At 35.3% G+C, this 22,895-nt stretch carries 21 protein-coding genes; 12 read left to right on the top strand and 9 right to left on the bottom strand.

The features are described from left to right. Nucleotide 1: 1 nt before the first annotated feature. Nucleotides 2–1,060, bottom strand: coding sequence for an endolytic transglycosylase MltG (mltG, locus tag J0M08_12750; protein MBN8703929.1), 1,059 nt, complete (start codon nucleotides 1,058–1,060; stop codon nucleotides 2–4). 79 nt (nucleotides 1,061–1,139) lie between these two features. Here mltG and J0M08_12745 point away from each other — a divergent pair, with 79 nt between their 5' ends. Beyond that, nucleotides 1,140–2,213, top strand: coding sequence for an LptF/LptG family permease (locus J0M08_12745; GenBank protein MBN8703928.1), 1,074 nt, complete (start codon nucleotides 1,140–1,142; stop codon nucleotides 2,211–2,213). A gap of 270 nt (nucleotides 2,214–2,483) precedes the next feature. On the opposite strand, the gene gldN is transcribed toward J0M08_12745, so the two are convergent. From gldN to topA, 7 genes are all read right to left on the bottom strand, one after another. Further along, nucleotides 2,484–3,317: a gliding motility protein GldN gene (gldN, locus tag J0M08_12740; GenBank protein MBN8703927.1), complete on the bottom strand. Its 834-nt coding sequence runs from the start codon at nucleotides 3,315–3,317 to the stop codon at nucleotides 2,484–2,486. A 26-nt stretch (nucleotides 3,318–3,343) separates the two neighbouring features. Then, nucleotides 3,344–4,984: a gliding motility protein GldM gene (gene gldM / locus J0M08_12735; GenBank protein MBN8703926.1), complete on the bottom strand. Its 1,641-nt coding sequence runs from the start codon at nucleotides 4,982–4,984 to the stop codon at nucleotides 3,344–3,346. A 46-nt stretch (nucleotides 4,985–5,030) separates the two neighbouring features. Next, the gene (gene gldL, locus J0M08_12730; protein MBN8703925.1) at nucleotides 5,031–5,912 is read right to left on the bottom strand and encodes a gliding motility protein GldL; all 882 of its coding nucleotides are present in this window, start codon (nucleotides 5,910–5,912) and stop codon (nucleotides 5,031–5,033) included. A 49-nt stretch (nucleotides 5,913–5,961) separates the two neighbouring features. Then, on the bottom strand, nucleotides 5,962–7,326 hold the full coding sequence (locus J0M08_12725; protein MBN8703924.1) for an SUMF1/EgtB/PvdO family nonheme iron enzyme: 1,365 nt from the start codon (nucleotides 7,324–7,326) through the stop codon (nucleotides 5,962–5,964). A 91-nt stretch (nucleotides 7,327–7,417) separates the two neighbouring features. Further along, nucleotides 7,418–8,356 (bottom strand): type IX secretion system membrane protein PorP/SprF, encoded by a 939-nt coding sequence (locus J0M08_12720; protein MBN8703923.1) that lies wholly within the window; start codon nucleotides 8,354–8,356, stop codon nucleotides 7,418–7,420. A 139-nt stretch (nucleotides 8,357–8,495) separates the two neighbouring features. Next, the gene (locus tag J0M08_12715; GenBank protein ID MBN8703922.1) at nucleotides 8,496–9,665 is read right to left on the bottom strand and encodes a formimidoylglutamase; all 1,170 of its coding nucleotides are present in this window, start codon (nucleotides 9,663–9,665) and stop codon (nucleotides 8,496–8,498) included. Nucleotides 9,666–9,709: 44 nt separating this feature from the next. Further along, nucleotides 9,710–12,286 (bottom strand): type I DNA topoisomerase, encoded by a 2,577-nt coding sequence (topA, locus tag J0M08_12710; protein ID MBN8703921.1) that lies wholly within the window; start codon nucleotides 12,284–12,286, stop codon nucleotides 9,710–9,712. 193 nt (nucleotides 12,287–12,479) lie between these two features. Here topA and mscL point away from each other — a divergent pair, with 193 nt between their 5' ends. From mscL to J0M08_12655, 11 genes are all read left to right on the top strand, one after another. After that, nucleotides 12,480–12,878, top strand: a complete 399-nt coding sequence (gene mscL, locus J0M08_12705; GenBank protein MBN8703920.1) for a large conductance mechanosensitive channel protein MscL — start codon at nucleotides 12,480–12,482, stop codon at nucleotides 12,876–12,878. Between the two features lie 21 nt (nucleotides 12,879–12,899). Further along, nucleotides 12,900–13,826 (top strand): DUF3078 domain-containing protein, encoded by a 927-nt coding sequence (locus tag J0M08_12700; GenBank protein MBN8703919.1) that lies wholly within the window; start codon nucleotides 12,900–12,902, stop codon nucleotides 13,824–13,826. A 128-nt stretch (nucleotides 13,827–13,954) separates the two neighbouring features. Continuing rightward, entirely contained in the window at nucleotides 13,955–15,382 is a 1,428-nt protein-coding gene (gene miaB, locus J0M08_12695) for a tRNA (N6-isopentenyl adenosine(37)-C2)-methylthiotransferase MiaB (GenBank protein ID MBN8703918.1), read from the top strand. Between the two features lie 191 nt (nucleotides 15,383–15,573). Then, nucleotides 15,574–16,098, top strand: coding sequence for a hypothetical protein (locus J0M08_12690; protein MBN8703917.1), 525 nt, complete (start codon nucleotides 15,574–15,576; stop codon nucleotides 16,096–16,098). Between the two features lie 22 nt (nucleotides 16,099–16,120). Next, complete coding sequence (locus tag J0M08_12685) at nucleotides 16,121–17,365, top strand: sigma-54-dependent Fis family transcriptional regulator (GenBank protein MBN8703916.1); 1,245 nt, start codon at nucleotides 16,121–16,123, stop codon at nucleotides 17,363–17,365. 27 nt (nucleotides 17,366–17,392) lie between these two features. Further along, a complete protein-coding gene (locus J0M08_12680; GenBank protein ID MBN8703915.1) occupies nucleotides 17,393–17,956 on the top strand; it encodes an LptE family protein in 564 nt (187 codons plus the stop codon). After that, nucleotides 17,956–19,041, top strand: a complete 1,086-nt coding sequence (locus J0M08_12675) for a hypothetical protein (GenBank protein ID MBN8703914.1) — start codon at nucleotides 17,956–17,958, stop codon at nucleotides 19,039–19,041. The genes J0M08_12680 and J0M08_12675 overlap by 1 nt, the downstream gene beginning before the upstream one ends. Nucleotides 19,042–19,044: 3 nt before the next feature. After that, nucleotides 19,045–19,401, top strand: a complete 357-nt coding sequence (secG, locus tag J0M08_12670) for a preprotein translocase subunit SecG (GenBank protein ID MBN8703913.1) — start codon at nucleotides 19,045–19,047, stop codon at nucleotides 19,399–19,401. Between the two features lie 184 nt (nucleotides 19,402–19,585). Further along, nucleotides 19,586–19,864, top strand: coding sequence for a co-chaperone GroES (locus tag J0M08_12665; GenBank protein ID MBN8703912.1), 279 nt, complete (start codon nucleotides 19,586–19,588; stop codon nucleotides 19,862–19,864). Between the two features lie 71 nt (nucleotides 19,865–19,935). Beyond that, entirely contained in the window at nucleotides 19,936–21,573 is a 1,638-nt protein-coding gene (gene groL, locus J0M08_12660) for a chaperonin GroEL (GenBank protein MBN8703911.1), read from the top strand. Between the two features lie 194 nt (nucleotides 21,574–21,767). Further along, the gene (locus tag J0M08_12655; GenBank protein ID MBN8703910.1) at nucleotides 21,768–22,790 is read left to right on the top strand and encodes a hypothetical protein; all 1,023 of its coding nucleotides are present in this window, start codon (nucleotides 21,768–21,770) and stop codon (nucleotides 22,788–22,790) included. A 24-nt stretch (nucleotides 22,791–22,814) separates the two neighbouring features. On the opposite strand, the gene J0M08_12650 is transcribed toward J0M08_12655, so the two are convergent. After that, nucleotides 22,815–22,895 (bottom strand): transposase (locus J0M08_12650; protein ID MBN8703909.1); only part of this gene is annotated, 81 nt, incomplete at its 5' end.

Raw genomic sequence — 22,895 nt, 5'->3', positions numbered from 1 at the left:
ATTATCTCTTTATATTCAATCGATTAAGAGCCTCTCTGTATTTTGTAGCATACACTTGGTGCTGTTCGTATGTTTTTGCGAAATAATGTCTGCCCGACAAATCTTCTTTTGCACACATAAATAAATAATCATTGTGCTGATAATTTAATACTGCATCTAAGGAAGATACTTCCGGAAATCCAATTGGCCCAGGTGGCAAACCCTTGTATTTATAAGTATTGTAAGGCGAATCAATTTCTTTATCAGCATTCAGCACTCTGTTAATAGTAAAGTCTCCTACAGCATAAATTACAGTTGGATCAGACTGCAACAACATTCCTTTTTCTAATCTATTTATATACAAGCCGGCAATTATGGGCTTTTCGTCATTAAATCGCCATTGCTCTCCTTGCACAATAGAAGCTAATACAGCAACCTCTGTTTGCGACAGCTGCAACTTTCGTGCTTTTGCCTTTCGCTCTTCTGTCCAAAACGTTCTATACTCTTTTGCCATTCTCTCCAAAAATTCATCTACAGAAGTGTTCCAATAAAACTCATAGGTATTAGGAATAAACAATGCTGAAAAATTATCTTTTGTAAATCCATATTTACTTATATATCCCGAGTCGTTAAACTTTTGCTTCATCTCTAGCGAATCGGCCTCTAGTCGATTACACACACGTGTTATCAATTGTTCGGGAGTTCTAAGTCCGGCAAAATTAATAAATACAGGCTCTTGAATACCTGCTCGTAAAATATTAATGAGTTCGTTATTTCCCATACGAGCCAATAGCCTATATTTTCCGGGCTTTACAGCGGCAGTATATTTCTTTTTATTCGCTAGCCATACAAAACTCTTTTTATTTATAATAATTTTATTATCAAACAGCAAATTAACCACATCATCAAACGTAGCTCCGGTTTTTATATATATAAATTGCGATTTTTTTGTGCCTAACGAAACATTGGGTTTGTAAATTACCCAATACACCAATACACCAGTAATTGCAGATGATAAACCAACTACAACAATCAATCCGAGTATAATTTTTTTAAAAATACTTTTAATTTTTTTTGCCACCCGCTATTCAATATTTAGCATACAAGATATTTACTTTAGGGTAAAAAGAGTAGATTTACTGCAAATTATTTTCACCCCATTGAAAAAACTTGATTGGTATATATTAAGAACGTTTTTAGGCACCTTTTTTTTCTCCATCGCCTTAATTATTATAATTGTAATTGTTTTTGATATATCTGAAAAGATCGAAGACTTTGTTACCAATAAACCTTCGTTTGAGCAAATAGTAAAATTCTACCTAAACTTTATCCCATATTTTGTAAATATGTTTAGCCCACTATTTACATTTATTGCTGTTATTTTTTTTACATCACGATTGGCAACACGCACAGAAGTAATAGCCATTTTAAGCAGCGGTGTAAGTTTCTATAGATTTTTGTATCCTTATTTTTTAGGTGCGTTGGTTTTAGCAATATTGTCGGTATATCTAAACAACTCGGTTATTCCTCATGCCAATAAAAAGAGACTTGATTTTGAAAACAAATATATATTTAGCCCATACAGAAATAAAGAAATAAACATACACCGACAAATTTTGCCTGGCACATTTATTTACATGGAACGATACAACAACCAAGATAATATTGGGTATAAATTCTCGTTGGAAAAACTCGATAAAGGAAAACTATACTATAAATTACTATCGGAGCAAATAAAATGGGACAGCTCTATAAACAAGTGGAGTATACTGGATTACCACGAACGCTACCTTACAAGCAAAGGAGAAATTATAAAACGAGGTGCAAGAATAGACACTACCTACAACTTTACTCCTGCCGATTTTTCGAGACGAGTAACGAATGTAGAAACAATGAATTTTACAGAACTTAACACATTTATAGAAGAGGAAAAAATTAAAGGTGCTAGTAAAATTGAATTTTATGAGGTAGAAAAATACAAACGCTTTGCAAATCCATTTTCCACTTTTATTCTTACTCTCATAGGCGTGTCACTAGCAAGCCGCAAAGTGCGTGGCGGAACAGGATTGCATCTTGGATTAGGGTTACTAATTGCATTTTCGTATATCTTATTCATGCAGGTATCGCATGTATTTGCTCAAAACGGGGTATTGCCGGCATATATAGCCGTATGGATTCCGAATATTTTATATTCCTTTCTAGCAGCCTTTTTTGTAACACGCGCACAGAAATAACAATACCCAAACACCCATACGAGATATGGGTATATAATTATCATAGAAACAATTTTAAACCCAATTTTTAGCTAGCAATTGAATAATCACCCGCATATATTTTGCGCTAATTAAAAAGCACACTATCTGTCTTAATTAAAGCAAACACAATTTAGGGTTAATAGAACCAACTAAAAATACACGCACAGTTAATCTGTATAAAAAGAAGAAACCCAACTTCGAAATATTTCGAAGTTGGGTTTCTTCTTTTTATACTAACTATATTCTTAACTATAAATGCCACATATCATGTTCGAACTCGAATATCTCTTCTTTAATTCTCTCTGCCTCTAACAAAGCATCCAAACCTGTTTTGTATTGATTGATTGTTCTATCATAAACATTACTCTCCTTAATTATATAACTTCCAAATTGTCTCTTCCAAAAAATATCTTCCAAAGTTCTTCTTTCTGATTCATTACCTCTGTTATAAACTTCTGCATTCGCAAAAACAGGTCTTGCCTCTGGATAATAAATCCAAAACAATCGTTGATATCCTTGCACCTCACCAGATTCACTAGTTTTTTCCATCATCGGGGCTATACCAACAATTCTAACATCCATTACAGAACGTTGTTTATCAAAAAACCAATCTTCTTTTATACAATATTGAATTATCTTGCTTGATTCTAAAGGAATCTGAACAGGTGTCGCAACCATATTACCAGTTCCATCATCAATGTAGTTTGTATCTAACTTGATAAAAAGGCCCTCAATCTCAGACTTGGTCATTGGAGCTTTAAACTCATCGTCTGTAACGGGATTAGCGTATGCAGTAAGCTGACCAGTAGTTAATGCCGATTTAATAACATCAAATAAATTTTTCCTGTCATTAATCGGATCAGTAGGATAATATAATTGGTGATTGATTTTCTCTCGTAAATCAATAATTCTCCAAATACGTTTGCTCCACAATACATCGGCCTCACGCAAAGGAGTATAAGGAATAAATTTCTTCTTAGGAGTGTGTTCCTTTATACAAACGCCATCTAATACGTTTTGAGAAAAGGACGCCAAACAAATTACTACTAGTAATGTTGTTGTTATAAAAATTTGTCTTTTCATATGTACCTCCTTAATTAGATTTATAATTATTGCACCTTAAGATTAATACCACCTATTTTTCTTGTTGTTCCTGCTACATTGGCCTTAACTGATTCAAAAAACAGCTTTGTTCCTGGAGGCACACTTTTCAAAACAGTCATCATCTCAGTAGTAAGCTTGCTACTTTTTGACTCTAATGTCATTAATTGCCCTTTATAATTTAACGAAAGACCAAACTCTGTAATAGTTGCTGGAAGATCAAAATCAAAATTTTCCAATTTAGCAATCATAGTTGATGCTGATAATAATTCTGACTTTTTAACAATATCACCATCACGTTTACCCACAATCATTGCAATAGGGTTAGGAACGGTCTTTATACGAAACTTAAAACTTCCCATTGATTTAGATGTACTTCCAAACTTAGCCATTACATTTATAGTCGCTTCTCCAGCAGTAGTAACACGAACAGTGTATTTACCTTTACTACCTGAAATTGTACAATTAGAGCCACTTGGAGCTAATTGCTCAGGAGAAACACCAGCAGCCGTAATAGATACAGGATTATCAACCCCAATATAAAACACATTCATCTTATCAGGAGAAACAGCCGCAGCGGGTTTCGCAACCATGTACTCAGAACTGAAAGGATAATAGCTAAATCCTCCTCCTGGCTTCTCAACTTGTATAACCCCAGACCATTTCTGCAAGCCTTCGCCACCGGTAGCTTTTACATATTTACCCATACCGCCCTCAACTGTAAGAACAGTTGTATCCGCATTTACCAGTGGATTAGCATCTTCTCCTTTTTTTGTGGTATCAATTGCCCCAACAATAATTTTAGGGTTTTGAGTAGAGTTAAACGCTACCAACAACACATCTGCCTTGTAGTCATCGCCTGCTAAAATGTAACTAGATGGTGCGATAACTTTTGCTGTAAGTTTATCAAAAGTAAAGTCTTTGCCTTTTACTGCTAAAAACAACTCCGTTAGAACATCAGCCTCGGCATTTCTAACATCATTCTGCATTTTAGATAAATTAGTAATTACGGCAGCTAAAGGTAAATGATAAAAGTTGCCTGACTCCCAAGACTCTTTTACACCGTTAACTACTCCGAAGTCTGGTGTTTCTAATCCAATTTTACCTTCCATCTCTTTTTTCTTTCCAGGCAAAAATAATTTTTCATCATTAAATAGTTGCAATAAACCGGAACGTAAATCAGCTATACGCTTTTTCAAGGCGGTTGCTGTCAAGTCTCCCTCAATTGGTTTTGATGGCTCAGGTCCAATTAAAACACGCGTAGGTTCATCGTAATTATCTTTACTCTCAACATTTTTCAGTTTTGTGGTATCCGCTACTTCCTTTGGTTTTTTATCTGTAACAGCAATAAGATTCTTCTTCATGTCGTCAATATAACGAACCAAATCCCCTGCTAATTTTTTAGTAGTCATTGCCCTGTCATAATAAGGCTGAGTTTTTGCCTTATCTTTCTCCAATGCAGCTTTGAAGTCTGTATAGGTTTTTTCGTTCTTTTTTTCAAAGTTAGCATTGGTTCTTTCCAAGCCACCATTAACAATGATAAAAGCATCCAAAATATCCTTAGAAACGTTCATCGCAAGCAAGGCCGTCAATACTAGGTACATCATACCAATCATCTTCTGCCTTGGGGTTTCTTTACCACCTGCCATATACTAAATAGTTGTTATTGGGTTTATATTAAGATTAATTGGGCTACTATTTTTTATAATTTAAAGCAGTAAGCATGTTTCCGTAAACAGTGTTTAAAGCCTCTAAATTACTTGTTAATTGAGCTATCTCATTTTTGTATCGCTTTGTATCTTCTACAGATTCATGTAAGTTTTTCATTAAAGATTCTATACCGCTATATAACTGTGATGTAGCTTTTAAATGGTCGTTAGATCCTTGCAATTGCAATTCATACGATGCGTTTAAAGAAGATAAATTTTGAGAAACTTTTTGCAATTGTTCTCCATAATTTCTAGCCTCTTCAAAAGAACCTTGATTAGACGCAGAAAAACTTTCTAATGCTTGTGTAGCTTTTGAATATGAGCTTGCCAAATCTTGAGAACTTGACAACACAGCCGAAGATGCTTGGTTGTATGTATTTGATAATGTTTCAACTGACTTAGAAGCACCTTTCATATTGTCAACATATTCACTAGTAGCAGCAGTAGCTTCAGAAATATCTGACAATTTGGTAGCGTTTTCACTTAGGTTACGTAAGCCAGCACCTAAACTCTCAATAAGTTCCGGACCGATCTTAGCTTCTTCTAACATATGATCTAGTTGCTCAGTAACAGATCCTACTTGAGCAGGTTCTTCTTTACTTTCTATTGCATGGGAAGGATCATCTCCATGCATTCCTGCCAATTCAGGATATACCAAGCTCCAATCAACCTCTTCGTGTGGAGGTTCAAATGCCGAGAACGCAAATATAAGCGCCTCAATAGTTAACCCGGCAACCAACATCGGACCTGCACCAGGCCAGTGTTGAATTTTAAACATCGCGCCAACGATTACGATTGCAGCACCAAGGCCATATACTTTGGCCATCATTTTTTTCCAAGCTTTACCGCCTATGAATCCTCCTGCCATAAATTTGTAGGTTTTTTAGTTTATTAATTTATTTGGATTATAAAAAATACTATAGATTATCGTCTTTAGCACGACCAAGATATGTCATCACACATCTAAAGCCCACATAACATTTTGCTGTATCTTGGTATTCGTAGCTACGGGAGCTGGTTTGCATGTAGTAACCAACATCTTTCCAAGAACCGCCTCTTATTACTTTACGCTTTAATACAGTTGGATCATTATCCTGTGCTGCGTACTCGTAGTTAGGGTTTAAGTCATGAGAAAAATCGTATGCAGATTCATCATATGCGTTACTAGTCCATTCTGAAACGTTACCTGCCATGCAATACAAACCATAATCATTCGGATTGTAAGAGAAAATTCTTACCGTATGGAAACCGCCATCATCAATATAGCTACCACGCATAGGCTTAAAGTTACCTAAGAAACAACCTCTTGCATTTCTGATATAAGGACCTCCCCAAGGGTATGGACTTAATGCTAAACCGCCACGAGAAGAATACTCCCATTCTGTTTCGGTTGGTAACCTAAAGTCATTTACAACTGCGCCACCAATAGAATTTAAGTAGCTATTTAACAAATTAGTTCTCCAAACACAAAACGCTTTTGCTTGTTTCCAATTTACACCTACCACCGGATAATCATCGTAAGCAGGATGCCAAAAATACATTTGTGTCATTGGTTCGTTGAATGAGTAAGTAAAATCATGAATCCAAGCCAACGTATCAGGGAACACATTTACTACTTCTTTTATGATAAATACACTTCTATCCAATCCAGAACGACCGTTAACAGTATAAGATCCTTTTCCATTTAAGTATTCTTTCCCGTTTTTGTCTTGCGACTTTTCAGGAATAAATCTGTTTTGCTTTTGAGATGCGGTTTTATAATCAATCCAATAGTACTCATAGTTCAAACGTCTGGTATCAACTTCTCTTCTATTGTAAAAACGCTCTTGTTGAGGTAAATAAAGTGGTTCTAAAACCTCTCTAGATTCTTGTTCGTTCCATTTAATTTTGGCTTCCCAATTAATAAGTGGTGGGTCAATGTCCTGCCCATATTCATCTTGAGCGATTCCGTAGGTTTCTGCATCATTATCTATTAATAACCGATATGCCATAGAATCTCTTACCCAATTAACAAACTGACGGTACTCATTATTAGAAATTTCTGTATCGTCTATATAAAATGCTTGTACAGAAACTGTTTTTTGTTTTGTAGTATGTGCAAACGGAACATCATCATCATCGGGCCCCATTTGAAATGCCCCCATTGGAATAAACAACATTCCGAAAGGATCTGGCTGATACCACTCTTCTCTTCCCTGCACGCCCGTTAACTCACCGTTGCCTTTGTTACCGCAACCGACTACGAATGCGGCAAAACACGCTAGTAAAAGTAACTTTTTCATATGTCCTGTTTATTTTGGGGGTTGTTTGTAATTGTTCTTAAACGCATAAATATAAAAAAAGTTACAAACTTGTTAATAATTTTTTATAAAATTATAGGAAACGTACATTTTGATGACTTGTAGGCTTAGATTTAGTATCTAGCTTAAAGCAGTATCCTAACAATATTTCATGTGAACCAGAGCTGTAGTTCTTTAATGTAGATGTTGTAACATCGTATGAATAACCTATTTTAAAGCTCATTTTGCCCATATCCTTTTGAAAGCCAACCAATGCTACTATTGCGTCTGTTAAACGATAAGAAGCTCCGGCCCAAATCATTCTATTCCATAAAACCAATAAATTTGCATCCAACTGCGTTGAAGAAGCATCTGATTTAACAAATACAGATGGTTTTAAATCGATAGTAGGTGCTACACTCCAATCATAGCCTGCCATTAAATAGTAATGACGCACCATGTCGAATTTATATTTAGGATATTTTGAATCTTTGAAATCTGTTTGCGGCAAGTGCAAGGAAGATATACCAAAATACAACTTGTTGGTTGTGTAATACGCTCCAAAACCTAAGTCAAATGTAGTTTTTGTAACTCCAGCCGCAGGAATAGCTTGATCTAACGCTGCAGGACCATCTGGTGCAATCCAATTACCGCTTAACGATTTTTGCATAGCACCTAATTCTAGACCAACGCCTAATATACCAGGACCTAGCGGTTGATTGAATGAATACGCTAGTTTACCAATAAACGTTTTATCAAAACCTAAATTATCGGAAACAACGGTAAGCCCTACTCCACCGTGCAATGGCTGAACAAAAGCATCTCCGCTAAACAAAATAGTTTTAGGAGCACCTTCAAAACCTGTCCATTGATTACGATAAATCAATGTTGCACAATACGCCTGACTTGTACCTGCATAGCCAGGATTTATGGCAAGTCTATTAAACATATTGTGACTGAATTGTGCATCTTGCTGAGCGAAAGAAAGTGCTGTAAGTGAAGCAAATGCAAGGGTTGTAAAACGTTTTATCATGCTAGTTAATTAACTTTTGAAATAAATATACACATTAACCAATACAGCTAAGATATTAATTTTTAATTACTAAATCAATTTTTGAAAAATATTTTGTTGTGTTTGTTAGACAACCAATTCTAGTTCGATATGCTGTCTATTAAAATAGTTTTTGATAGGTTTGCCACCATCTGTCGGGCATTTCTTCGTTGCAAGCAATCAAATAATCGTTGTACGAGCATGGTACCAAATGATGACGCTCGTATTTCAGTTTTTTATCGGTTGGGTATGGAACTTGCATCCACCATCTGTCCGATTTAGTGCTTTTGAAGAACGAGATTTCATGCTTTGCATTTAAAATTGGCACTCTATATTTGATGAAAGATGTTGTATCTAGCAACGGTTGGTCATTCTTACGACTATAAAATCCATCTATAAAACACCAAATCATTTGAGCTACCAAATGTGCTGTTACTTCGCGTTTATCAACAGTTGGATTGTATTCAAAAAAACCAATAGAAGAAAGTTTGTCGTTCATACCTGCATACCATGCCAATTGACAGGCCTCTTCTCCATAAAAACCATTTGGTGTTGCATTCTTACAACCAGGAGCATCGCTATATCGAATGGATGACAAATCAAAGCTAATTACATCCGAATTTCTGATAATTGGCTCTATGGATTCGATATTTGCACGTATTTCGCCCAATCGATAGGTATCGAAATAGAGTTTATTCATAAGCTCAAGTATACGCTGCTCAACGAAATAAGTTTGGTAGCCAATATTGCTAAAATTAAATAGGTAATTAGGCTGCTGCATGATAATCTTCCCCAAGTAAGTTCTTGAGTTTAACTCGCTTTCCACTTCGCCAATATCAAAATTGGGGTCGATTGCTGTTAAATTTATGGTGTGTCCAATTTTTTCGTACGCTTTGTAAATTGCATACGTTAAATCTTGTCCACCTCCAATAAAAACAGGAAGAATATTATTTTTTATAAGATTGTAAGCTACTTCTGTTACAGCAAAATAGGTGTCGTTTATTTCAAAACCTCTTTTTATGTTTCCAAAATCGGCAATCTTAATTGTATAATTACCGGGGCACAAATCGTACAAATATTTTCGTACTACATTTGCACCTTTGGAAGCGCCTTCATTATTGACAGCGGCTCTATCGTCTTCAATTCCAACAATTGCAATTTGCACATCTTTTAATTCAAAATTGAGGGTTCCGGCTTCGGAATATTTTAGCAATTGATTCCCTAGTCCCGATTGCTTATCGGTACCAAATGCTAAACTATTTACTGGCTCAAGAAAATCTAACCATTCCATGTATAAAAAAATTAAGAATTAAGAATGTTAAATGTGAATAAAAATTATTTTTTGGTTGTCTTTTTTGCTGCTTTGGGTTTAGTTGCCTTTTTTGTGGATGCTTTCTTCTTTGCTGGTTTAGCAGCTTTCGCAGCTTTTGCACCTTTCCCTTTTTTGTCTTCTTTACCGGCTTCTCCGGATTTAATTCCAGCTAAATCTAGACACTGTTGATACGTAAGGTCCGAAGGCTCATGCTCTTTCGGTATTTTAAAAAACTTTTTGCCCACTTGGATACAAGGACCGTAGCGACCGTTCACTACTTTAATAGAAGAATCTTCAGGAAACGCTTTAATCAATTTTTCGTTCTCCTTTTTAATTTTATCCTCTATTAACTGCACCGCTTTCTCGAGTGTAACAAGAAATGGGTCTTCTGTTTTAGGAAGTGTGCAAAACAAATTATCGTACTTTAAATATGGTCCAAAACGCCCTTTAGCAGCAGAAATTTCGATATTTTTGTGCATCCCAATAACACGAGGCAGTTTTGGCATTTTTAATATTTCAACTGCTCTATCGTATTCTATAGCATATGGATCGTCTGTTCTTGGAAGTGAATAAAACACGTTGTTATGCTTTAAATACGGCCCAAAACGACCTATAGCAACTGTAATTTCTTCTCCTTCGTATGTACCTAGTGTTCTTGGTAGTTTAAACAAATCAAGTGCTTGCTCGAACGTAATTGTTTCTAAGCGTTGGTCTTTTCTTAGACTTGCGTATTTTGGTTTTTCTTCTTCGTTATTACCTTCTCCTAATTGAACCATAGGACCGAATCGACCGATTCGAACATAAACATTTTTGCCCGTTTTAGGATCTACACCTAATAATCTTTCTCCGCTTGCGCGCTCGGATGTTTCGGAGGTTTTGGTAACAGTTTTATGGAATGGTTTGTAAAACTCTTGCAACATTTTTCGCCACGAAAGCTTGCCTTCGGCAACTTCATCAAACTCCTCCTCTACTTTGGCCGTAAAGTTGAAATCTAAAATATCCTTAAAATGCAGCATCAAAAAATCTGTTACTACCATTCCTATATCGGTTGGGAATAACTTAGATTTCTCAGCACCTGTATTTTCTGTTCTAACTTCTTGTTTCAACTCGCCAGCCTTTATAGACAATGCATTATAATTTCTCGGAGTGCCTTCTTTATCTTCTTTTACTACATATCCACGCTTTTGAACAGTAGAAATTGTTGGAGCATAAGTAGAAGGACGTCCGATACCTAACTCTTCCAATTTTTTAACCAAACTAGCCTCTGTATAGCGAGGAGGATGGTGGGAAAAGCGTTCGATTGCATTTATTTCAGATGCATTCAACACTTCTCCTACTTTTAAAACCGGCAATAAAGATTCAGTGGTTTCATCGTTTTCATCATCTGTTGATTCGATATAAACCTTTAGGAAACCTTCGAATTTCAGCACTTCGCCTTGTGCAACAAAATTTTCGGTTGCTGTAGATATTTTAATTGTTACGGTTGTTTTCTCTAACTCAGCATCTGCCATTTGAGAAGCAAGCGTTCGTTTCCAAATCAAATCGTACAATCTTATTTCTCGAGTGTCGCCATCAATAGTTTGCTGGTTTAAGTATGTTGGTCGAATAGCTTCGTGGGCTTCTTGCGCACCTTTCGACTTGGTTTTATATTTTCTAGGATTAGAAAATTTTTCGCCATATAGTCGTGTAATTTCATTTTTGGCATTTTCGATAGATTGCTCGGAAAGGTTAACGCTATCGGTACGCATATAGGTTATTTTTCCTTGCTCATATAGCTTTTGAGCTATGGACATAGTTTGCGCAACAGAATAACCAAATTTTCTACTTGCCTCTTGCTGCAAAGTAGATGTTGTAAAAGGTGCAGATGGAGATTTTTTTGCAGGCTTTGTTTCTAAATTAGAAATTGAAAAAGTTGCTGTTCTGCATTTTTCTAAAAAAGTTTTTGCTTCCTCTAATGTTGCAAAACGTTTAGGCAACTCTGCTTTTACTGTAGCTCCGTTTGATGTAGTAAAAATTGCAGCTACCTTATAACTTGAAACGCTTGTAAAATTTATTATTTCTCGCTCTCGTTCAACAATTAATCTAACGGAAACACTTTGCACACGACCTGCTGAAAGGGATGGACGAATTTTTTTCCATAATATTGGAGAAAGCTCAAATCCAACCAATCTATCTAAAATTCTGCGGGCTTGCTGAGCATCAACTAAATTTTGATCTATAACTCTGGGATTTGCAATTGCATCCGTTATTGCTTTTTTTGTTATTTCGTGGTACACAACACGCTTCCTCTTTTTCTCTGGAATATCAAGTGCTTCGGCCAAATGCCAAGAAATAGCTTCTCCTTCTCGATCCTCATCCGTTGCTAACCAAATAATATCTGCTTGTTTTGCTAACTTTTTTAATTCGCTCACTACAGCTTTTTTATCGGGCGAAATTTCGTAGGTGGGTTCAAAATTGTTTTCGATATCAACTCCCATTCCGGCTTTAACCAAATCGCGAATATGTCCAATTGATGATTTTACAACGAATTCTTTTCCCAGAAAACCCTCGATTGTCTTGGCTTTTGCAGGTGACTCAACGATAAATAAATTTTTTGCCATACGGAGTTTTTAGTAATTGTAATTATGCAAAGAAAACAATACTTAATTGAATTTTCCAAATTCTAATTTTTTTTATGCACACGGGGGAAACAAAAACAGGGTTATCGATAGAAAAAATGAATTGAGCGATTTTATTTGATTTGCGTTGAAAAAAAAATCTATATTCGCGCAAAATTTTTAAAACTAACTAAACATGGGATTTGTACAAGAATTTAAAGCCTTTGCAATGCGAGGCAATGTAGTAGACCTAGCGATAGGGGTTGTAATTGGTGGAGCTTTTGGAAAAATAGTAAGCTCATTAATTGATGATGTAATTACTCCTCTGCTGTTAAAACCAGCATTAGAAGCCGCACATATGACTAAACTAGATGAATTAGTTGCACTAGGGACAGTAAAATATGGAACTTTTTTAGCAGCAGTAATTAATTTTATAATTGTGGCTTTCGTTCTTTTTATGATTATAAAAGGCATGAATGCAGCTAAGAAAAAAGAAGAAGAGGCAGCAGTTCCAGCGGCACCTCCGGCTCCTACAAAAGAAGAATTGTTGCTAACAGAAATTAGAGACATACTAGGGAAAAATTCTAAATCCTAAAAAATAAATTCTTAACATAAAATGAGAAAAATTTTATTGCCAATTGTATTGTTGGCTTCGCAGCTGCTATTCTCTCAAGCAGATAGTACTAAACTATGGAAAAAGGGAGGAACTCTATCATTAGGACTAACTCAAGTTTCTTTAACCAACTGGGCGGCAGGGGGACAAAACTCTATAGCTATTGCCAGTTTGGTGGAGCTATTTAGTAATTACAAAAAAGATAAAACTACATGGGATAACAACTTATCTATGGGTTATGGTATCATTAACCAAGATAAGAAGTTGAGAAACGATATGTGGTTTAAGAATGATGATAGATTTCAATTAACTTCCAAATTTGGACACTATGCTTTTAAAAAATGGTACTATTCAGGATTATTAGATTTTAAAACACAATTTACCCCCGGGTACAACGACCCACTTTTACCTGATAGTTTAAAAACCACAATATCTGATTTTTTAGCTCCCGGGTACGGAATTGTTGCACTTGGTATGGATTACAAGACAACCGACTTAACTGTTTTAATAGCTCCGTTAACCGGCAAGTTTACTGTTGTAAATAATCAAACACTTGCTGATGCAGGAGCTTTCGGTGTTGAAAAAGCTGTTTACGATACATCAATCATACCTGTAAAAGTAAAAAATGGAAAACGATTTAGGGGTGAATTTGGAGGGTACATAAAAGCAAAATATGTTAAAGATTTGACCAAAACAATCAGCTTTAAATCAAATTTGGAGTTGTTTTCCAACTATATAACTGATCCATCCAAAATTGATGTATTTTGGGATAACCTACTTACCATAAAAGTAATGAAGTACGTTGCCATTAATTACAATGCAATTATAATTTACGATGACGACATCGCAATTACTGATGTTGATGGGAATACAGGACCAAGAACGCAATTCAAATCGGTTTTGAGCGCTAATTTTTCTTATAAATTCTAAGAGTCATTCGATTTAAATCAATACAAAGGCTATCCAAGTTGGATAGCCTTTTTTTATTAACACTTTTTAAGTGTTGCCATTTTGTCATGTAGCTTATTTTGGGTATTTTTGCACTAGAAAATAAAAGCATGGAAAATAAAATTATTGATGAATCGAGACAAGGGGAAGCTCTTTTATTAAAAACGGAAAGTGCCAATTCCTCCAAAAAACTATTTTTGGAGAGTTATGGCTGTCAAATGAATTTTGCTGACAGTGAAATTGTTGCATCAATACTTACCAAAGAAGGGTATTCTACCACATCTGATTATACCGAAGCGGACTTAATTTTATTAAACACGTGTGCCATTAGAGACAACGCAGAACAGCGTGTGCGAAATAAGTTAAAGCAATTTAATACCCTAAAAAAAAACAATCGCGATTTAAAAATTGGCGTATTGGGTTGTATGGCAGAGCGACTTAAATCTCAGTTTTTGGACGAAGAAAAAATAGTTGATTTAGTGGTAGGTCCTGACGCGTATAGAGATTTACCCGGATTGCTAAATGAAGTTAAAGATGGGAACAAAGCAATAAATGTAGTTTTATCGAAAGAAGAAACCTATTCAGATATTACCCCAGAAAGGCTTGACAGCAATGGTGTTTCGGCATTTATTAGCATTATGCGCGGATGTGATAATATGTGTGCGTTTTGTGTTGTGCCCTTTACGCGCGGCAGAGAGCGCAGCAGAGACCCTCAAAGTATTTTGGAGGAAGCTCATGACTTATTTAACCGTGGATATAGAGAAGTTACGTTACTCGGACAAAACGTTGACTCCTACCTATGGGCAGGTGGAGGATTGAAAAAAGAAATATTAACAGAAACTCAAAAGAAAGCATCGCTTAATTTTGCTCAACTACTAGAAATGGTAGCGCAAGTAAGTCCGGAACTACGAGTACGTTTTTCGACCTCACATCCAAAAGACATGACAGATGAGGTATTGCAAGTAATGGCTAAGTATGAAAACATTTGCAAATACATTCATCTTCCAGTACAATCAGGCAGTAGCAGGATTTTAGAAATGATGAATCGAGGCTATACCCGAGAATGGTATTTAGACAGGATTAATGCAATTTATAAATACATGCCAGACTGTGGTATTTCTACTGATATAATTACAGGTTTTTGTAGCGAAACGGAGGAAGAATTTGAAGAAACAGTTTCACTAATGGAGCAAGTGCAATATGATTTTGCATATATGTTTGCCTATTCTGAAAGACCTAAAACCCTTGCAGAACGAAAGTTTAAGGACGATGTACCGGAAGATGTAAAATTACGAAGGCTCCAAAAAATTGTTGATTTACAACAAAAAAACTCTGGAATTAAAACCAAAAAGGGATTAGGTAAAGTACACAAAGTATTAATTGAAGGATATTCAAAAAAATCGAACGACTTTTTGTACGGTAGAAATACACAAAACTTAGTAGTTGTTTTTCCAAAAGGGAATCATAAAAAAGGGGAATACGTGAATGTACTTGCAACCTCTTGTACTGTGGCTACCCTTATTGGAGAAGTAGTATAAAGAAGTTTTGAATTTTGAGTGTTGAATGTTGAATAGAAAAAATTATGTACAACCAATCAAAAAAAATATTTTATTTATGTCTACTTATTCTCTCACTTTTTTTTGAGAAAATAAGTTTAGCCCAAACAAAGTTTTTAGAAACAGATAGCACATTTCAAGTAAGAGTATGTGATTACTATTCTCTAAATTCTATGGACGTTAAAGATACATCCTTTAAAATACACCCCAAATACCCTGACATTGCATTGTCTTACGACTATGAAAACAGATTGTATGAGAACACGCCATTTTCTTTGGTTTGTAAAAATGGAAAAGATGAATGGATGACTATATATTATTTTGATCGGTATACGGAATTGGATAGCATACTAAAAATAGATTTTGATAAAAAAGGAAAACCTGAAATCGTACTATATTATCGTGAATTTATTCAAGCCACGGGAGCGTCAACTGGAAAATCGGGAATTATAATAATTAACATAGATGATACTCCAAAAGAGCTTTGCCATGTAGTTTCCTATGCTGAAGAAAATCTATCCCATTATAATCAAGTCGGAGGAAAATCTGAATTTAACAAGTGTAGCAGAAAAGTTTCTGTTTCTAGTAAAGGAGTGCAGATAAGTAGGAATAGTACTAAAAATAAACTTAGTGAGTGTACAAATGTACCTGAAGGATTATACGTTTTAACCAATGAAGGATTTAAAAAACAAAAATAATAGTTAAAATATTCGTTTAGATATGACTATTCAAGAAATAAAAAACAGATTTGGAATAATAGGCGGTTCGCCTTTGCTTGAGAGGGCTATTGATATTGCTATGCAAGTAGCACCAACTGATTTGAGCGTTCTTATTACCGGAGAAAGCGGAACAGGAAAAGAAGTTTTCCCTCAAATTGTCCACCAATTAAGCGCTCGGAAACACGGTCCTTACATAGCGGTTAACTGTGGTGCAATACCAGAAGGCACAATTGATTCGGAATTGTTTGGACATGAAAAGGGCTCCTTTACGGGCGCACACGAGGCTAGAAAAGGGTACTTTGAAGTTGCCAACGGAGGCACCATTTTTTTAGACGAGGTTGCCGAAATGCCTTTAGCTACACAGGCAAGACTTTTGCGGGTATTAGAAAGTGGCGAGTTTATGAAAGTAGGTGCTTCTAAAGTTCAAAAAACAGACGTGCGTGTTGTAGCTGCTACTAACGTAAATATTCCTCAAGCAATAGAAAAAAGTAAGTTTCGAGAAGATTTATACTATCGTTTAAATACCGTTCCAATCATAATACCATCGCTTAGAGAACGGAAGCAAGATATTCATTTACTTTTCCGAAAATTTGCAACCGACTTTGCAGCCAAATATAGAATGCCGGTTATAAAACTAGATGGAGAAGCGGAAAGGTTGCTAACAAATTACTACTGGCAGGGAAACGTACGTCAACTAAAAAACATAACAGAACAAATTTCTGTAATAGAAAAGACAAGAGATATCAATGCAGAAACACTTGCACGATACTTACCAAATCACTCTACCAGTCAATTACCCGCGGTTGTAAAACAAGATGGAGCTACAGGCGATTTTAGTGAGCGAGACTTGCTATACAAAGTTCTATTTGACATGAAAAAAGATTTGACCGATTTGAAAAAAATTGTGGTTGATTTAATTGATAATGATGCCAACTTGCAACAAGATTTCAAGCCGGACAACGAACAAATTATAAAAAAGCTGTATCAAGATGTAGGCACGCAAGAGTCTACAACCATTCAACTTGGCTATGGCCAACAGATAATTAAACCCGCTAAAAAAGAAGAAGAAATTTATGCTTCGGAAGTATTGGAAGAAAAACCACTTTCTTTGCAAGAAATTGAAGAAGAAATGATAAAAAAAGCGTTGACCAAACACAAAGGCAGACGAAAAAATGCTGCCAAAGAGCTCGGCATATCGGAGAGAACGCTTTATAGAAAAATTAATGAATACGGAATTAAAGAATAAAATAGAATGTTGAATGATGAATGTTTAATGTTGAGTTCTAGATTAAAATTTAGAATTAAGAATTTAAAATTGGGCTATTCAATTGGCAAGCTATCTTCTATCTTACTTCTTAGCTCTTGTATCCTTATTCTCCATTCCTGCAAGTTGAAGTACAGTTTTTCGGGAGCTACTATTCCTCCGGAAGCGAAGAGCATTTCGGTAAAATATTTTGACAACCAAGCTCCATTAGCAGGCCCCATGTCGAGCCAGCTTTTGACAGAAGCATTGCGCGACATTATTCAAACCCAAACAAGATTGAGTCTTACCGATAAAAATGCAGATCTTGAATTTGAAGGTGCTATTACAGGTTACAGTACAGCTCCGGTAGCCATACAAAGCAACGATCAGGCGGCTTTAAACCGTTTAACAATTACTATTAACGTAAAATATATAAACAAATTTGACGAGTCTAAGAATTTTGAATCTACCTTTACCCGTTTTGCAGATTTTCAAAGTAATGTTAGTTTAGCAGTTGTAGAAAATCAGTTGATACAAGAAATAAACACGCAATTAGTGCAAGATATTTTCAACAGAGCCTTTAATAATTGGTAATGAATACAAAGGTTTTTTTAGATATTATTAAAAACCCATCGGAAACCGCAATAAGCTCCAATACTGCGTTGCTTAATGAGGTTACGGCCGAATTCCCATATTTTCAAACGGCTCATGTTCTCTACCTTAAAAGCCTACAACTAAACAATAGCATTCATTATTCTCATTACTTAAAAAAGGCTACTGCCTATGCCGGAAATAGAAGTTTGCTTTACACGTTTATAAACAAAGATTTAAAAACAACCGAAGCAAAACCGACTAATCCAGCAATAGAAAAAACCTTTGTAAATGAAAGCCCTATTGAAACTCCAGTTGTTAGTGAAGAGCCTAAAACAGAGTCTACAACAACCGAAACTTTAGAAGCAAAAAAAGAAAACAGCACTGCAACAATTGCAGACACACACACTACCCTTGCCGAGGAAAAACCAGAAGAGGTACTAGTAGTAGCAAAATTTACGGTTGAAAGTAAGCCAGAAATTGAGCTAACAACGCAAGCAATTTTAAATCAAGCGATTGCCAACGAAGGCGCTGATAGCAATAAAATTGAAGAAAAAGGTGGTGTGGTTGACATAAAAAAGCTGTCTCCAATTGCAAAAGAAATAATTAGCAACGCTGTTAATGCAAGTATAAAACAGGAAGTAGAAAAAGAAAAATTTGAAGACAAAACGCCTGAAAGTACCGACACTAAAGAAGAAACAGCTAAACAAGAAAATACACCCTCTGTTGAAGAAGAATCCGGAGAGCACAATTTTTTATATTGGCTAAAACAGCCCAAAGCCAAGCAAAAAGAAGAAAAGCTAAAATCCGAATACGAAGACTTGATTGAGCGCTTTATAAAAGAAGAGCCCAAGATATCTAAACGCAGCGCTACATTTTACTCTCCGGTAGATAAAGCCAAGCAAAGTATAACAGAAGATTTTAGCTTTGTAACCGAAACCTTGGCACGAATTTATTTTACACAAGGTGCTTTTGACAAGGCATTAAAAGCATATCAAGCATTAAGTTTGAAATATCCTGAAAAAAAACATACATTTGCTGCCCAGATAGAAGAAATTAGAAAACATATTAACGATTTTAAAATTTAGAAAATGGCAACTCTCTTATCAGTACTGGTTTTTATAGTTTGTATATTACTTATACTAATTGTTTTGGTTCAAAATTCTAAGGGAGGTGGCCTATCTTCCTCTTTTTCATCTTCCAACCAAATTATGGGTGTTAAAAAAACTGCCGATTTTCTAGAAAAATCGACCTGGTTTTTAGCCATTGGCTTGTTAGCACTTTGTTTAGTTTCAGCTATGTTTATTGGAGAATCTACAAGTGTAGCAGCAGAAGAAACTACTACAGAATCTGTAACTAAGAAAAAAATAGAAGAACAATCATTAGGCGCACCTGTTGCACCTACTACTCCTGTTCAAACAGCTCCAGAAACTACTGGAAATCAATAATTTTAGTTTTTTTTCAATTAAAAAAGTTGTGCCATGATGGCATAACTATAGTGTCATCTTTTAAGAAGAGCACGCCTCTTTCTGCAAAAATGTCCATTCTTTTTAGTTTTTGGCTTCTGGCATACTTTATGCTAATTGTGTAATGTAAAATTTTAATGTTTAACCTTTAAATAAATAAGTAATTATGGCAAGTGTAAAAGTAAAACCTCTAGCAGACAGAGTTATTGTAGAAGCTGCAGCAGCTGAAGAAAAATCATCTGGTGGAATCATTATTCCAGATACAGCAAAAGAAAAACCACAAAAAGGAAAAATTATTGCTGTAGGAACCGGTAAAAAAGACGAGCCTTTAACAGTAAAAGTTGGAGATGAAGTTTTATACGGAAAATATGCTGGTACAGAAATTCAGATTGGCGGAAAAGAATATTTGATTATGCGCGAATCGGATATTTTTGCGGTTGTTTAATTTTTGACAAACAACGTAAGTTCAGTTCTATTTAATAAAAACGAAATCAAACAATTTAAAAACAAATAAAAATGGCAAAAGATATCACATTTAACTTAGATGCACGTGATGCTCTAAAACGTGGAGTTGATGCATTAGCTAATGCAGTAAAAGTTACATTAGGTCCAAAAGGAAGAAATGTAATTATTGACAAAAAATTTGGTTCACCGGCAATTACGAAAGACGGTGTAACTGTAGCAAAAGAAATTGAGTTGAAACACCCTATTGAAAATATGGGAGCTCAAATGGTAAAAGAAGTAGCTTCTAAAACCAATGATGTAGCCGGAGACGGAACTACTACTGCTACTGTACTTGCGCAAGCAATTGTAACAGCAGGTTTAAAAAACTTAGCAGCTGGAGCTAATCCAATGGATTTGAAAAGAGGTATCGACAAAGCTGTTGAAGCAGTTGTAGCTGATTTGAAAAAACAATCTAAATCGGTTGGTGACGATACTAAAAAAATTGAACAAGTAGCAACAATTTCTGCTAACAACGATAGTTCAATTGGAGCTTTAATTGCAAGTGCAATGGGCAAAGTAAAAAAAGAAGGTATCATTACAGTTGAAGAATCTAAAGGTATTGAAACATACGTAGATGTAGTAGAAGGTATGCAATTTGACAGAGGTTATATCTCTCCTTATTTCATTACCAATGCTGATTCAATGGAAACAGTATTTGAAAGCCCTTACGTATTGATTTACGACAGAAAAATTTCTAACATACAAGAATTACTTCCAATATTAGAAAAGGCGTTACAATCAGGTAAACCATTATTAATTATTGCAGAAGAAGTAGAAAGCGATGCGTTATCTACACTTGTATTAAACAGAATTAGAGCAGGCTTAAAAGTATGTGCTGTAAAAGCTCCTGGCTTTGGCGACAGAAGAAAAGCAATGTTGGAAGATATTGCAGCGTTAACTGGTGCTACTGTAATTTCTGAAGAAAAAGGATTAAAGTTACAAAGCGCAGAATTATCTTACTTAGGTAAAGCTGAGAAAATAACTATTGACAAAGACAACACTACAATTGTTGGTGGTTCTGGTAAGAAAGCTGATATCACTGCAAGAGTAAATCAAATAAAAGCACAAATAGAAACTACTACATCTGAGTACGACAAAGAAAAATTACAAGAGCGTTTGGCTAAATTAGCCGGTGGTGTTGCGGTTCTTTACGTAGGTGCTGCTACTGAAGTAGAAATGAAAGAGAAAAAAGACAGAGTAGATGATGCATTGCACGCTACAAGAGCTGCAGTAGCCGAAGGTATTATTGCCGGAGGTGGTGTTGCATACATCAGAGCTGTTGAAACACTTGAAAAATTAAAAGGCATCAATGAAGATGAGCAAACAGGTATTGCTATTGTAAAAAGAGCATTAGAAGAGCCATTGCGTCAAATTGTTGCTAATGCAGGTGGAGAAGGTTCTATAGTAGTACAAAAAGTTCGTGAAGGTAAAAACGACTTTGGTTACAATGCAAGAACTGAGAAATACGAAAACTTATTTGCTGCAGGAGTAATTGATCCTACAAAAGTAACACGTGTTGCATTAGAAAACGCTGCATCTATTGCAGGTATGCTATTGACAACTGAGTGTGTACTTTCTGAGCAAAAAGAAGAAAAATCAGAAATGCCTCAAATGCCAGCCGGAATGGGCGGTATGGGCGGAATGATGTAATCTAACTGCTATTACAAAAAATACAAAGAGGCTACCCATTGGGTAGCCTCTTTGGTTATAAAGGATAAGAAAATAATAGGAAATGAGTAACAACAAAAAATTTCCCCAATACAGCAAAAAATGATAGATTGGAGAAGTTTATAGATGAAAAACTTCCTCTATAATTAAGTTAGCTGCAACCCTAAATGACGACAATGAGACGTTACGAGAAAATAATTCTAATCATTTTTGCTGTCGCCTTCGGACTTCAACTCTTAGCCTTTCCAGGCAAAAGTGCATTATTTGCTCTTTCGACTTGGTTGTTATCGTTATCGTATCTTATTGGTGGCTATTGGCTTTTCAATACGAAAGAAAACAAGAATAATGCTCTCTCTATAATATCTGGTGTAGCACTTTCAACTTCATTTTTCTTTTTACCCTACTTGATTTGGCTTAACAAGGACTACTATTACAATTTTCTACCGATTGCGAACGGACTATTGTTTATTGGTTTAGGAATTTATTTATTTCTCAAAAGGAAATCAGAGACAAATTTTCAAAACATCAAATCAATTTTTATACGGTCATTAATTGTTTTGATAGTAACCTCCTTTTTCACTTACACTCCAATATCATTCAAGCCTTATCGAAAAATTGTTTATGTTCTTAATAATGGTCGTGATTATATTCAAAATAATTTACTAATGTTTGATTATACAGAAGAGTGTGAAGATGCGATTAAAAAAGGAGACTACGACAGAGCCATTGAATATGGCTTAAAAGCAAATAAAGCAGGTAAATTGTGGCTTGGAATAGAAGATGAAGCCGCCTCAAATAAAGACAAAGTAAATGATGTATTAAAGGGATTACAAAACGATTCAACCAAGTTACCCGCAAATATTAGCAATCTTCTTAAATCATTTTCAAATGAAAGCGACTTATGGAAAATTAGCGGAACATACAGCAATCTATACAAAGCCTACCAATGCAAAGCGGGTGTCGAGTATGACAACAATAAGTTTGAAGATGCACTAATAAATTACAACATCGCACACAATTATTTAACGGCTTGCGACCACAATTCCAAATATTGGGACGAGGAAAAATCTTGGTCATTAAATAATATCGCATTTTGCTATAAAAATCTCAGCAAGTTCTCATTAGCTGACTCTATTTTCTTAAAAGCAATAGAGAACTATAAAACCGTAAAAGACTCTGTAAGCTCCCCTGTTTTATGAGCCAATCAAAAATAGAAAATTAGCTTAAATATGTTGTAAAAATTCCATCGGAGTTTTATTATTAAGAGATTGGTGTGGTCTTTTAAAATTGTAATCATACATCCA

The organism is Bacteroidota bacterium, from assembly GCA_017303975.1.
In the GTDB taxonomy this organism is placed as follows: Bacteria; Bacteroidota; Bacteroidia; order JAFLBG01; family JAFLBG01; genus JAFLBG01.
The sequence above is the reverse complement of the archived record's forward strand: the minus strand, read 5'-3'. Positions and strand labels throughout refer to the sequence as shown.